The organism is Pseudomonas sp. R3-56, assembly GCF_051132075.1.
In the GTDB taxonomy this organism is placed as follows: Bacteria; Pseudomonadota; Gammaproteobacteria; order Pseudomonadales; family Pseudomonadaceae; genus Aquipseudomonas.
The window spans coordinates 3,043,650-3,056,354 of the sequence record NZ_CP071657.1 but is presented as its reverse complement, the minus strand read 5'-3'; the positions used below and the strand labels follow the sequence as shown (position 1 = coordinate 3,056,354).

Genomic DNA, 12,705 nt, shown 5'->3' with positions numbered 1-12,705 from the left:
GCTGAAGATGATAAGGATGTGAAATAAAACGGAGAGAATTGACGCGTACGCTGGACGCTGGAATCAAACAAGGAGATCAGGACATGACGTTCACGGAACGAGTCTCCCCAGCGCATATCGTCCAGGCGCTGGGACTGGTGGCAGCGTTGGCCGGAGTGGCGACCTGGTCTTCTCTGCTGCTGACATCCGCCGAGTCGCGTACCCCGGACGTGGCCCCGCAACGCCTGGCCGAGCGTTCCGACAGTCCCGCGTTGCAGTGGTTTTCCAACCAACCGGCGGCGGTGGATATCAAGGTCAGCGGGGTGATGGCCGGTGCCCGCGGCGCGGTGGCGATCCTGAGTCTCAACGACGGGCCGCCGCGCAGTTTCCTGGCCGGCGAGCGGGTAGCCCAAGGGGTAAGGCTGGTAGCGATCGAGGCGCAGGCCGTGGTGATCGAACGCGGCAGCGAACAGACCCGGTTGGAACTGGCGCGGCTGCCGGATTCAGTGAGTTTGCCGTCGCTGACGCGCCCCTGACCGCATCTGTTGTGAGGGCTCTTGTGGCGAGGGAGCTTGCTCCCGCTGGGTCGCGCAGCGGCCCCGGAATCTTGCGGGCGCTGCGCAACCCAGCGGGAGCAAGCTCCCTCGCCACGGGGGAACATTTGCATCCGGTTATTTTTCCCGACTGAGCAGGGTCTCCAGCCGAGCCAAGGGCGGCGCCTCGCGGCTGCGGTCGGATACGCTCAGCTCGACCCGCAGCATCCGCCCGTTTCCCGCCGGGCGCAGGTTCTGCTCGCAACGCAGCAGCAAGCGACCCTGATCGCATTCAAAAACTTTCATCCCCGGCGTCGCGTGTCCTTCCAGGCGTAATTGCGCCAATTGGCTGCGTGCCGTCAGCAAGGCGATGGACTTGTCTCGCAGCAAGCCGTTGCTCTGGGTCATCACCGCCGCCACGCGCACCGCGGCCGACATGGCCACGGCAATGATCGCCAGGGCCACCAGCACTTCAATCAGGGTGAAACCGGCTTGTGGGGCTGGGCGTGACATCGGTCGGCTCGAAGGGGCGAAAGCAGTACCCAAGCCTGAGCAATGTTCTTTACAGATTGACGACGCAAGCTCCTGAGCAATTTCAATATCGCTGACATATTTTCTTGCAACACTGCGCCTCGAATCGAATCCAGGAAGGACCGTCGAGATGCACATCGCCCCTTGTTACGCCCGTTCCCGAGGCCCACGCGGGCAGCGGGGCTTCACCCTGATCGAGATCATGGTCGTGGTGGTCATCCTCGGCATTCTCGCGGCGATGGTAGTGCCCAAGGTTCTTGATCGACCTGACCAGGCCCGTGCCACGGCGGCGAAGCAGGACATCGGCGGGCTGATGCAGGCCCTGAAGCTTTATCGCCTCGATCACGGCAGCTATCCCAGCATGAACCAGGGCCTCAAGGTGCTGGTGGAGCGGCCGGCCGATGCCAAGAACAGCACCTGGCGTTCCTACCTGGACCGCTTGCCCAATGATCCATGGGGCCGCCCCTACAACTACCTCAATCCTGGCGCGAACGGCGAGGTTGATATCTTTTCCCTCGGTGCCGACGGCCAGCCTGACGGCGACGGTGTGAACGCCGACATCGGCTCCTGGCAGTTATAAGGGCCGTGATGCGCACGAATTCGCCGACAGCGGCGAAGCAGCGCGGCATGGCGGTGATCAGTGCCTTGCTGATTGCTGCCGTGGTGGCCGTCATTGCCGGCGGCATGCTCACCCGCCAGACCTTGTTCACCCGCAGCCTGGAAGCCGAGCAACTGCGCATCCAGGGCGCGGCGCGGTTGCAAGGCGGCCTGCAGGTGAGTCGCCAGTTGCTCTGGGATGTTCGCCAGCGCGATCCCTTGACGCGCTTCGGCCAGCCTTGGGCGAAACCTATCCTGATGCCGGGCTCCGGGCAGGTCGACACGCCATTCGAAGGGCAACTGGAGGATGAACAGGGCAAGTTCAACCTGCGCAATCTGGTGGTCGATGACCAGGTGGACCAGGAACAGTTGCGCGCCTTTGAGCGGCTGTGCGAGCAGTTGGGTGTCGCCGCCACGGTACGGGCGCGTATCGTCGAGCGGGTGATTGCTGGCTACCCGCGCCTGTTGAATCCGCCGCGGGCGGGCCAGGCGTCCACGAGCAGCACGTTCGACAGCGGCCGCAGCACCTCGCCGGACGCCTCCGACATGCTGGCGCCGACCCGCCCAATGCTGCGCACCTTGCAGGACCTGCTCAGTGTCAAGGGCGTCACCCCGGCACTGCTGGAAACGCTGGCCCCTTACGTCACGATCCTGCCGGCCAATACCTGGCTCAACGGCAACACCGCCAGCGCCGCGGTGCTCGCCGCCTACGTGCCGGGATTGTCGTTGCAACGCGCCCAGGCGCTGATCAATGAACGCGACGGTGGCCACTGGTTCATCAATCGCGGGGATTTCGTCAACCGCCTGCGCATGCCCGAACTGGACGTCAGCACCGTCAAGGTCGGCATCGCCAGCGACTGGTTCCGCCTGCGGGGCCAGGTGCGCAGCGGCCAACGGCGGGTCGAACTGGATGCCTTGCTCCAATGCAGCCAGGACCGCTTGCCTCAGGTGATCTGGTCGCGGGTGGGTGTATGAGCCGTTTGCGCATTGCCCTGGCGCCGCTGGATCGCCTTGGCCTCGACAGCCCTGTGGCATTTGCCTGGCTGGATCGCCAAGGGCAAGTGCGTGATGCCGGTCTCAGCACACTCCGGGCGCTTGGCCAGGGCACGAAGAAGCAGGCGGTCGAATGCTTCCTGCATCCGCGTGACAGCTTGCTGACGCGCCTGGAGCTGCCGCCGTTGTCCGCGGCGAAGGCCACCGCCGCCGTGACCTGCGCGGCCCAGGCGCTGATGCTCGGTGCCACTGAACAGATGCAAGTGGCCCACGGCCCGCGCGATGCGGACGGGCAGGTAGCGGTCGCCTGGCTGGACCGTGCGTCGCTGAACCTATTGGGTCAGATCCTGCTGCAGGCCGGCCTCAAGTTGCGCGGCCTGTATCCGGCCGCCTACGCCTTGCCGGTGTTGTCGGGGCCAGTGGCGTGTATCGAAGACGGGCACTTGCTGGTGCGCCATAGCTTGCAGCACGCGGTGGTCCAGCCGTTACTGGAAGATGCGCTGGACGAGTGGCTTGTGGAAATGGGCAGCGGCCTGCATTGGGTGGGCGAGTCACCGCCGCAAGTGACGACTGACAGGTTGCCCGTCACCCAGCGCTGGAGCGGTGTCGCGCCGGGCTGGGGCCTGCATGCCGGGTTGACGCAGGGGCGTTCCGGGCGCGGCGGCTGGGGGCGGGCGGCGGGCATCTGCGCGCTGGCGGTGGCGGTGTGGGTGGTCGGGCTCAATCTGTATGCCAGCCGTGAAGCGGCCCAGGGGCAGCGGCTCAAGGCGCAGATGAGCCAACGGGTTAAGCAGGCGTTCCCTCAGTTACCGGTGATTCTCAATCCCTTGCAGCAGGCCCGTCAGCAAATCGCCGCGCGCCAGAGCGGTTCGCTGGCGGAGCCTGGGCAACGCTTCGCCAGCCTGGTAAGGCAGGCGGGCAGCGCCATGCCGTTCATGAGCGGCAATGTGCAGGAACTGGTGTTCGAAAACGCTGAGTTGCGCCTCAAGCTCGTCGCCGAAGCGCAGAAAGTCGCGGCGGGCGACGACTGGAAAATGCCCCTGGCGCAGGCCGGCATCGAGGTCGCCGCCATTGACCAGGGTTGGACGTTGCGCGTGGCTCCGGCCGGGCAGGAAGCGCAAGACAGCCCCGACGAAAACCAGGAAGCGAACGATGAATAAGCTGACCGCGGCACAGCTGAAGGCGCGTTGGCAAAACCTTCGCACGGCTTGGCAGGGCCTGGCCGCCCGCGAGCAACGTGCCGTGGCCCTGGCGGCGTTGGTGCTCGGTAGCGGCCTGGTCTGGCTGGCGTTGATCGAGCCGGCGTTGAAAACCATCGCTTACTGGCAGGCCGAAACCCCGAAGCTGCGCTCGCAGACCGAAGCCCTCGAAGTGCTGCTGCGCGACGTTGGCGGACCTGCCCGGGGCCAATCCCTTGAAGCCGCCCTGCGCCAGACCCTGGATGCCAGCGGCCTGGGCGAGCACTACCAGTTACAACCGCCGGGCACCGAGGCGCCTGGCGCGTGGCAACTCACTTTCACCGACGCGCCGGCGGACGGGGTGATCGATTGGCTGCTCGGCAGTCCACCACAATTTTCCCTGGAAGTGATCGAGGCCCGCTTGCAGCGCACGGCCCCGGCCAGTTCCGACCCAACCCCCGGCACTCTGTCCGGAACCGTTCGCATGAACCACGCGTCAAGCGCTAAGGAAGCTTCATGAAGGGGTCCAGATACCCGCGACATTGGCGCAAGGCCGCGCCGCTGCTGTTGCTTGCTTTGGGCGCGTGCACCAGCACGCCACCGGCCTCGCAGCCACCGTTGCTGGTGGACAGCGAACTGGGCATCCCGCTGGGCAGTACCCAGCGCAGCGGTGACGCGTTGCTGGACCGGCAACGGGCCCAGGCGTCGCGCGAGCAGAAACCCCCGGTGCGCCATCAGGTCGACCTGACGGCCCGCGCCCGCGCACCGCGCAACGATGCCCCTGCGAGCAATCCGTTGGGTGATCAACCGGTGACGCTGAATTTTGTCGAGGCCGATATCCAGGCGGTGGTGCGCGCCTTGTCGCGTTCCACCGGTCAACAGTTCCTGGTCGACCCGCGAGTCAAAGGCAACCTGACCCTGGTCTCCGAAGGCCAGGTGCCGGCCCGCCAGGCCTATGAAATGCTGCTCGCGGCCTTGCGCATGCAGGGCTTCAGCGTGGTCGATGTCGGCGGTGTCGCCCAAGTGGTCCCGGAAGCCGATGCCAAGTTGCTGGGTGGGCCGATCTACAATGCTGACAAACCGGCCGGCAACGGCATGCTGACCCGCACCTTTCGCCTGCAATACGAGAACGCGGTCAACCTGATCCCGGTGCTGCGCCCGATCGTCTCACCGAACAACCCGATCAACGCGTACCCCGGCAACAACACGATTGTGGTGACCGATTACGCCGAGAACCTCTCTCGCGTCGCGCAGCTCATCGAGGGCATCGACACTCCAAGTGCTATCGATACCGATGTGGTGCCGATCCAGAACGGCATCGCCGTGGACATCGCCCAGATGGTTTCCGACCTGCTGGAGACCCAGGGCGGCGACCAGACGCAGAAGATCAATGTGATCGGCGACCCGCGCTCCAACTCCATCATCATCCGCGCCGGCAGCCCGGAGCGGACCGAGCTGGCGCGCAACCTGATCTACAAGCTCGACAACGCGCAGAACAACCCGAGCAACCTGCACGTGGTGTACCTGCGCAACGCCCAGGCCGCCAAACTCGCCCAGGCCCTGCGCGGCTTGCTCACCGGGGAAAGCGAAGGCGAGGGCAACGACAATTCGCGCTCGGTGCTCAGCAGCATGGGCGCCAGCACCAACGGCCAGAGCGGGCAGGGCAACGAAAGCGCAGCCAGCCCCGTGAGTAGCACTGCCTCGGGCAACGGCAGCGGCTATGGCCAAGGCCAAGGCAGCAGCGGGCAAACCTCCAGTACGACGCAGAGCGAGCAGAACACCGCCTTCAGCGCCGGTGGCGTGACCATCCAGGCCGATGCCACCACCAACACCTTGCTGATTTCCGCGCCGGACCCGCTGTATCGCAACCTGCGCGAGGTCATCGACCTGCTCGACCAGCGCCGCGCCCAGGTGGTGATCGAGAGCCTGATCGTCGAAGTCGGCGAGGACGATGCCAGCGAGTTCGGCGTGCAATGGCAGACCGGCAACCTCGGTGGCAGCGGCGTGATTGGCGGGGTCAACCTCGGCGGCACCGGGCTCAACCTCAACGGCAAGACCAGCATCGACGTGTTGCCCCAGGGCCTGAACCTGGGCCTGGTCAACGGCACCGTGGACATCCCCGGCATCGGCAAGATCCTCGACCTCAAGGTGTTGGCCCGGGCCTTGAAGAGCAAGGGCGGCACCAACGTCTTGTCGACGCCGAACCTGCTGACCCTGGACAACGAAGCGGCGAGTATCTTCGTCGGCCAGACCATCCCGTTCGTCAGCGGCAGCTACGTCACCGGTGGCGGCGGCACCAGCAACAACCCGTTCCAGACCGTCACCCGTGAGGAGGTCGGCCTGAAGCTCAACGTCCGGCCGCAGATTTCCGAGGGCGGTACGGTCAAGCTCGACATCTATCAAGAGGTCAGCAGTGTCGACAACCGCGCCTCCAGCACCACCGGGATCGTCACCAACAAACGAGCGATCGACACCAGCATCCTGCTGGACGACGGGCAGATCATGGTCCTCGGCGGGCTGCTGCAGGACGGCTACAGCCAGAGCAATGATGCGGTGCCGTGGCTGTCGACGATCCCCGGCATTGGCGCGCTGTTTCGCAACGAGCGGCGCCAGGTCACCAAGACCAACCTGATGGTCTTCCTGCGGCCCTACATCATCCGCGACACGGCGGCGGGTCGCGGGATCACCCTGAACCGCTACGACTTCATGCGCCGCGCCCAAGGCCTGCTGCAACCGGAGCGCAGCTGGGCGCTGCCGGACGTGCAGGCGCCGCAACTGCCGGCCTCGGCCCGGGCGATTCCAGGCGCCACGCCCGCCGGGTTGCAAACGCCGAGGGCGGTGATCAAGGCGGTGCCTACAACGGAGCCGGTCGGACGATGAATACCGTGGCGAGGGAGCTTGCTCCCGCTGGGTTGCGAAGCAGCCCCACTCAGGTTCAACACCTTCTGCCTGAACCACCGCGGCGCTGGGTTTTGGGGCTGCTGCGCAGCCCAGCGGGAGCAAGCTCCCTCGCCACGGGGATGTCAGCGATAGGAGGAGGCTCATGAACACCCTCCCATACGCCTGGGCCAAGGCCCAGCGCCTGGTATTGCGCCAGTCCAGGGAGGAGGCGGTGCTGATGGTCTGCCCCTCAACGCCGGGCTGGTCGATCAGTGAAGTCCGTCGCCAGTTCGGCGAGGTCCGGCTGGAACGGGTGCGTGACGAGGAGCTCGACGGCCTGCTCAATACCGCCTACGCCGACACCGGCAGTGCTGCCGCCGTGGTCGGCGCGGCGGAAAACGAGGTGGACCTCGACCGGTTGATGCAGGACATTCCCGAGATCACCGACCTGCTGGACACCCAGGACGGCGCGCCGGTGATCCGCATGATCAACGCGCTGCTGACCCAGGCCGCCCGGGACGAGGCCAGCGACATCCACATCGAACCCTACGAGAGCCATTCGGTGGTGCGCTATCGGGTCGACGGCACGCTGCGTGACGTGGTCTCGCCGCGCAAGGCCTTGCACGGCGCGCTGGTGTCGCGGATCAAGATCATGGCCCAGCTCGACATCGCCGAAAAACGCCTGCCCCAGGACGGCCGCATCGCCCTGCGTGTCGCCGGGCGGCCGATCGACATCCGCGTATCCACCGTGCCCACTGGCCACGGCGAACGGGTGGTGATGCGCCTGCTGGACAAACAGGCCGGACGCTTGCGACTGGAAACCTTGGGGATGGACCCGGACGTGCTCGGCAAGCTCGACCACCTGATCCGCCAGCCCCACGGCATTGTGTTGGTCACCGGCCCTACGGGCAGCGGCAAGACCACCAGCCTGTATGCCGCCCTGGCGCGGCTGGACGCCAGCGTGCACAACATCCTCACCGTCGAAGACCCGGTGGAATACGACCTGCCGGGCATCAGCCAGATCCAGGTCAATGCGAAAATCGACATGACCTTCGCCCTGGCCCTGCGGGCGATCCTGCGCCAGGACCCGGACATCATCATGATCGGTGAAATCCGCGACCTGGAGACCGCGCAGATTGCCGTGCAGGCCTCGCTCACCGGTCACCTGGTGCTGGCAACGTTGCACACCAACGACGCGGTGTCGGCGATCAACCGTCTGATCGACATGGGCGTCGAACCCTTCCTGCTGGCCTCGTCGATGCTCGGCGTGCTGGCCCAGCGGCTGGTGCGCAGGCTCTGTCCGCACTGCAAACAAGCCGAACCGGCCACGCCCGGCACCTGGCGCCCGGTGGGTTGCCCGAGTTGCAACCAGACCGGCTACAGCGGCCGCACCGGCATTCATGAACTGTTCTGCATCGACGACGACATCCGCACGCTGATCCATCAGGGGGCAGGGGAGCAGGCACTGCGCGCCGCCGCCCGCCAGGCCGGCATGTTCAGCATGCGCGAAGACGGCGAACGCTGGGTGCGCAGTGGTGCCACCGCGCCTGAAGAAATCCTTCGCGTAACACGGGACGCCTGATGAACCGCTACCGTTTCGAAGCCGCCGACGCCCAGGGCAAGATCGAATCCGGGCACTTGGAAGCCGACAGCCAGGGCGCTGCCTTCAGCCTGCTGCGCAGTCGCGGGCTGACGGCGTTGCAGGTGCAGCTCGAGCGCAACACGGCGCAGGCCAACGGCGGCGGTCTGTTCAGTGCCAAACTCTCGGACAACGACCTGGCCTGGGCCACCCGGCAACTGGCGAGCCTGCTCGGGGCGAGCCTGCCGCTGGAGGCGGCGCTGAGTGCGACGGTGGAGCAGGCCGAACGCAAGCACATCGCCCAGACGCTCAGCGCGGTCCGCGCCGACGTGCGCAGTGGCATGCGCCTGGCCGAAGCCTTGGCGGCGCGGCCGCGGGATTTTCCGGAGATCTACCGGGCGCTGATTGCAGCCGGCGAAGAGTCCGGCGACCTGGCCCAGGTGATGGAACGGTTGGCGGACTACATCGAAGAGCGCAACAACCTGCGCGGCAAGATCCTCACGGCGTTTATCTATCCCGGCGTGGTGGGACTGGTGTCGGTCGCCATCGTGATTTTCCTGCTCAGCTACGTGGTGCCGCAGGTGGTCAGCGCGTTCTCCCAGGCCCGCCAGGACTTGCCCGGGCTGACCTTGGCGATGCTCACCGCCAGCGACTTCATCCGGGCCTGGGGCTGGCTGTGTTTTTGCGTCCTGGCCGGGGGTTTCTGGAGTTGGCGTCTGTACCTGCGCCAGCCGGCGGCGCGGTTGAACTGGCATGCGCGGGTGCTGCGCCTGCCGCTGATCGGGCGATTTGTGCTGGGCCTCAATACCGCGCGTTTCGCCTCGACCCTGGCGATCCTCGGCGGTGCCGGGGTGCCTTTGCTGCGAGCACTGGAGGCCGCGCGCCAGACCCTCTCCAACGACCGCCTGAGCCTGAGCGTCAGCGATGCCACCGCAAAGGTCCGCGAAGGGGTCAACCTGGCGGCGGCGCTACGGGTGGAAAAAGTCTTTCCGCCAGTACTGATCCACCTGATCGCCAGCGGCGAAAAAACCGGCTGCCTGCCACCCATGCTCGAACGCGCCGCACAAACCCTGTCCCGCGACATCGAACGCCGCGCCATGGGCATGACGGCGCTGCTGGAGCCGTTGATGATTGTGGTCATGGGCGGGGTGGTGCTGGTCATCGTCATGGCCGTGCTGCTGCCGATCATCGAGATCAATCAGTTGGTGCAGTAGCAAGGCGCGCAGTAACCCGTGGCGAGGGAGGTTGCTCCCGCTGGGTCGGTCCGGCGTCTCGGGCGCAGCAGCTCCAAAACCTGACACCCCGGTACATCAGATGGATCGCGCTCGACCTGTTTGGGGTCGCTGCGCAACCCAGCGGGAGCAAGCTCCCTCGCCACAAAAGCTGCGAATATTTTTGCACTGCCACAACACCTCCCGTGTCATGCCCGCGCCAAACTCGGGTTCCTCGTTCTGTCATGTTTCCCCCCCGCACGACCGCCTGCCGCCGACTTCGCTGGCAACCCTTGCCGTATCCCCGCAAAACCAGCCCGGACCCTCAACCCAGAGCCCTCGAACACCCGAGGAAAAAACTCGAAAAACAGCCCTCAGCTCCCGAGGTTTTTTCCTCTATCTGTCACCGGAAGCTGCGAATTTCTAACCCATGGCCTCACCCCATCGCCACCGGCACAGGACCGAGCGCCATGACGGCAAGCACGCGTCACCCAACCTACGTACGAACACGATGAAAGGAGATTCTTCATGTTTAAGCGCAACGTTCTCGCGGTATCCCTGACCCTCGCCGGCCTCTGCGCCGCTCAGGCCGCCATGGCTGATGTCAACGGCGGTGGTGCAACCTTGCCTCAGCCTCTGTACCAGACTTCCGGTGTTCTGACCGCCGGTTTTGCCCCCTACATCGGCGTGGGCAGCGGCAACGGCAAACTGGCTTTCCTGAACAACGACTACACCAAGTTCGTGGCTGGCAACACCAGCAAGAACGTGCACTGGGCTGGCAGCGATTCGAAGCTCAGCACCACTGAGCTGAACAACTACGTCACTGCCCACGGCGCTGCCTGGGGCCCACTGATCCAGGTGCCTTCGGTTGCCACCTCGGTAGCCATTCCGTTCAACAAGACTGGCACTGCCAACGTTAACCTCAGCGTCGCTCAGTTGTGCGGCGTGTTCGCCGGCACACTGACTGACTGGAGCCAGATCACCGGTTCGGGCCGTACTGGCACGATCACTGTGGCTTACCGTGCAGAGAGCAGCGGTACCACGGAACTGTTCACCCGTTTCCTGAACGCCAAGTGCGGTACAAGTGTCCCAGGCACTTTCTCCATCACCACCAACTTCGCTTCCAGCTACAGCGGTGGCCTGCCAGCCGGCGCCGTGGCCGCCACTGGTAGCCAGGCCGTGATGACTGCGTTGAATGCTGCCCAAGGTCGCATCACCTACATGAGCCCGGATTACGCTGCTACCACCCTGGCCGGCCTGGATGACGCCACCAAAGTTGCTCGCATTGCCGGTGTTTCCCCAGCACCTGCCAACGTGTCGGCCGCCATTGGCTCCGTAGCCGTTCCAGCTGCTGCCAACCGCGCCAACCCGAACGCCTGGGTACCAGTGTTCGCTGCAGCTGCCAACCCTAACGATCCAAGCGTCGTGCCTTACCCTACTACCGGCTACCCGATCCTGGGCTTCACCAACGTGATCTTCAGCCAGTGCTATGCCGATGCTGCACAAACCACGCAGGTTCGTGACTTCTTCACCCGTCACTACAATGCTACTGCGGCCAGTAGCAACGATGCTGCCATCACTGCAAACCGCTTCGTGCCGCTGCCAGCGGCCTGGAAGCAAGCCGTTCGTAGCAGCTTCCTCACCAGCACCAACGCTCTCAGCATTGGTAACACCAACGTTTGCAACGGCATTGGTCGTCCGCTGTAACACCACGTCTGAGCGACACGCAACACCGATCAGCAACGGCGAAAGCCGTTGCTGATTTCTTTGTAGTTAACGGTTGTTGTTTCACACCCTTCAGCTGCGCTTACGGTCGATGCACTCGGGTAAGGCGCCGCTTCTCAAGACAGGAGTCTTGTCATGTTCAATCGTTTATCCAAGGCTGTTGCATTGCTGTGCAGCGGTATATGCGCGCCGTTGGCAATGGCGGATGTCAACGGTGGCGGCGCTACCTTGCCCCAGCCGCTTTACCAAACGCCTGGCATGTTGACGGCCGGTTTCGCTCCCTACATCGGTGTGGGTAGCGGCAATGGCAAACAGGCTTTCCTGAGCAATGACTACACCAGATCCGTGGCAGGCGACACCAGCAAGAACGTTCACTGGGCCGCCAGCGATTCGAAGCTCACGTCGACTGAGTTGAGCTACTACAACTCTACTCACAGTACCACTTGGGGGCCATTGATCCAGGTGCCCTCGGCAGCGACCTCAGTTGCCATTCCGTTCAATAAGGCCGGCACCGCCAATGTCGATCTGAGCGTTAACCAACTGTGCGGGATCTTCTCCGGTCGCCTGACCGACTGGAGCCAGATCAACGGCTCTGGCCGTACCGGTCCAATCACTGTGGTTTACCGTGCCGAGAGCAGCGGAACCACGGAATTGTTCACCCGCTTCCTGCGCGCAAAGTGCGCGGAAACAGGCAGCTTCTCTGTCACCACCCACTTCGCCTCCAGCTACAGCGGCGGGCCGCCGGCCCGTGCGCTAGCGGCCGTTCATAGTGAAGGCGCCATGTATGCAATGAATGCGACTCAAGGTGCTATCACTTATATGAGCCCGGCGTATGCAGCATCGACCTTGGTTGGCCTGGATGACGCCACAAAGGTGGCCCGGGTTGCCGGTGTGTCTCCTGCGCCATCGAATATTTCGGCAGCTATAGCCGCAATCGCTGTCCCTGCCACCGGTAAACGCTCGAATCCAAATGCCTGGGTGCCGGTATTCGGCGCAACTACCGACACATTTGACCCAAGCGTGGTGCCTTTCCCAACCACCGGCTACCCCATTCTTGGCTTCACCAACGTGATCTTCAGTCAGTGCTATGCCGATATCGGCCAGAGTGCACAGGTGCGTACCTTCTTTGTCCGTCACTACAACGCTTCCTCTGCCGTCAATCACGACGCGGCTATCAGCGCCAATCGTCTGCTGCCGTTACCAGTTGCCTGGAAAGCCGCAATCCGCAACAGCTTCCTGACGGCTGCCGACACCTTGAGCATCGGTAACCCTAACGTATGCAATGGCATAGGTCGTCCGCTGTAAAACCATGCCGGGAGCAACCCAGGATATCGATCAGCACGGTGCAGTCGTTGCTGATCTTTGCCCAACACCCGTACCGACACAGCCACATGAAATTTTCATGACAACCGTTCGGTCCCGAGCGGCTGTAACCGCCTATCCCCTATAACCAACGCTGGCAGCTTGATAGCACTGCGTTGCGCCCCCTTAGAGCGAAC

11 protein-coding genes are annotated in these 12,705 nt (G+C 64.3%); 10 read left to right on the top strand and 1 reads right to left on the bottom strand.

Annotation, left to right across the window (positions count from 1 at the left end):
* Positions 1 to 83: 83 nt before the first annotated feature.
* Positions 84 to 515, top strand: coding sequence for a type II secretion system protein N (locus tag J3P96_RS13765; protein WP_434600745.1), 432 nt, complete (start codon positions 84 to 86; stop codon positions 513 to 515).
* 135 nt (positions 516 to 650) lie between these two features.
* Here the strand turns inward: J3P96_RS13765 and gspI are convergent, their stop codons facing one another.
* Positions 651 to 1,025 carry a type II secretion system minor pseudopilin GspI gene (gene gspI, locus J3P96_RS13760; RefSeq protein WP_434658009.1) on the bottom strand — a complete coding sequence of 125 codons (375 nt, stop codon included), beginning with the start codon at positions 1,023 to 1,025 and terminating at the stop codon, positions 651 to 653.
* 148 nt (positions 1,026 to 1,173) lie between these two features.
* Between gspI and gspG the strand changes: the two genes are divergently transcribed.
* The 9 genes from gspG (at position 1,174) to J3P96_RS13715 (ending at position 12,511) form a co-directional block, all read left to right on the top strand.
* Positions 1,174 to 1,623, top strand: a complete 450-nt coding sequence (gene gspG / locus J3P96_RS13755; RefSeq protein ID WP_434568451.1) for a type II secretion system major pseudopilin GspG — start codon at positions 1,174 to 1,176, stop codon at positions 1,621 to 1,623.
* 8 nt (positions 1,624 to 1,631) lie between these two features.
* Positions 1,632 to 2,615 (top strand): type II secretion system minor pseudopilin GspK, encoded by a 984-nt coding sequence (gene gspK, locus J3P96_RS13750; protein WP_434658006.1) that lies wholly within the window; start codon positions 1,632 to 1,634, stop codon positions 2,613 to 2,615.
* Positions 2,612 to 3,793 (top strand): type II secretion system protein GspL, encoded by a 1,182-nt coding sequence (gspL, locus tag J3P96_RS13745; RefSeq protein ID WP_434658003.1) that lies wholly within the window; start codon positions 2,612 to 2,614, stop codon positions 3,791 to 3,793. Before gspK ends, gspL begins: the two co-directional genes overlap by 4 nt.
* Positions 3,786 to 4,331 carry a type II secretion system protein GspM gene (gspM, locus tag J3P96_RS13740; RefSeq protein WP_434658001.1) on the top strand — a complete coding sequence of 182 codons (546 nt, stop codon included), beginning with the start codon at positions 3,786 to 3,788 and terminating at the stop codon, positions 4,329 to 4,331. The genes gspL and gspM overlap by 8 nt, the downstream gene beginning before the upstream one ends.
* On the top strand, positions 4,328 to 6,691 hold the full coding sequence (gspD, locus tag J3P96_RS13735; RefSeq protein ID WP_434657999.1) for a type II secretion system secretin GspD: 2,364 nt from the start codon (positions 4,328 to 4,330) through the stop codon (positions 6,689 to 6,691). The genes gspM and gspD overlap by 4 nt, the downstream gene beginning before the upstream one ends.
* 163 nt (positions 6,692 to 6,854) lie before the next feature.
* Positions 6,855 to 8,273 carry a type II secretion system ATPase GspE gene (gene gspE / locus J3P96_RS13730; protein ID WP_434657996.1) on the top strand — a complete coding sequence of 473 codons (1,419 nt, stop codon included), beginning with the start codon at positions 6,855 to 6,857 and terminating at the stop codon, positions 8,271 to 8,273.
* Positions 8,273 to 9,484 (top strand): type II secretion system inner membrane protein GspF, encoded by a 1,212-nt coding sequence (gene gspF, locus J3P96_RS13725; protein WP_434600753.1) that lies wholly within the window; start codon positions 8,273 to 8,275, stop codon positions 9,482 to 9,484. Before gspE ends, gspF begins: the two co-directional genes overlap by 1 nt.
* A 525-nt stretch (positions 9,485 to 10,009) precedes the next feature.
* A complete protein-coding gene (locus J3P96_RS13720; RefSeq protein ID WP_434657994.1) occupies positions 10,010 to 11,188 on the top strand; it encodes a substrate-binding domain-containing protein in 1,179 nt (392 codons plus the stop codon).
* 153 nt (positions 11,189 to 11,341) lie between these two features.
* Positions 11,342 to 12,511: a substrate-binding domain-containing protein gene (locus tag J3P96_RS13715; RefSeq protein ID WP_434657992.1), complete on the top strand. Its 1,170-nt coding sequence runs from the start codon at positions 11,342 to 11,344 to the stop codon at positions 12,509 to 12,511.
* Positions 12,512 to 12,705 lie beyond the last annotated feature (194 nt).

What these genes read in the sequence shown, in the direction of transcription:
- gspF (WP_434600753.1), top strand. Translation starts at nt 8,273, where the DNA reads ATGAACCGCTACCGTTTCGAAGCCGCCGACGCCCAGGGCAAGATCGAA.
- gspD (WP_434657999.1), top strand. Translation starts at nt 4,328, where the DNA reads ATGAAGGGGTCCAGATACCCGCGACATTGGCGCAAGGCCGCGCCGCTG.
- gspK (WP_434658006.1), top strand. Translation starts at nt 1,632, where the DNA reads ATGCGCACGAATTCGCCGACAGCGGCGAAGCAGCGCGGCATGGCGGTG.
- gspI (WP_434658009.1), bottom strand. Translation starts at nt 1,025, where the DNA reads ATGTCACGCCCAGCCCCACAAGCCGGTTTCACCCTGATTGAAGTGCTG.
- gspL (WP_434658003.1), top strand. Translation starts at nt 2,612, where the DNA reads ATGAGCCGTTTGCGCATTGCCCTGGCGCCGCTGGATCGCCTTGGCCTC.
- gspE (WP_434657996.1), top strand. Translation starts at nt 6,855, where the DNA reads ATGAACACCCTCCCATACGCCTGGGCCAAGGCCCAGCGCCTGGTATTG.
- J3P96_RS13765 (WP_434600745.1), top strand. Translation starts at nt 84, where the DNA reads ATGACGTTCACGGAACGAGTCTCCCCAGCGCATATCGTCCAGGCGCTG.
- gspM (WP_434658001.1), top strand. Translation starts at nt 3,786, where the DNA reads ATGAATAAGCTGACCGCGGCACAGCTGAAGGCGCGTTGGCAAAACCTT.
- J3P96_RS13720 (WP_434657994.1), top strand. Translation starts at nt 10,010, where the DNA reads ATGTTTAAGCGCAACGTTCTCGCGGTATCCCTGACCCTCGCCGGCCTC.
- J3P96_RS13715 (WP_434657992.1), top strand. Translation starts at nt 11,342, where the DNA reads ATGTTCAATCGTTTATCCAAGGCTGTTGCATTGCTGTGCAGCGGTATA.
- gspG (WP_434568451.1), top strand. Translation starts at nt 1,174, where the DNA reads ATGCACATCGCCCCTTGTTACGCCCGTTCCCGAGGCCCACGCGGGCAG.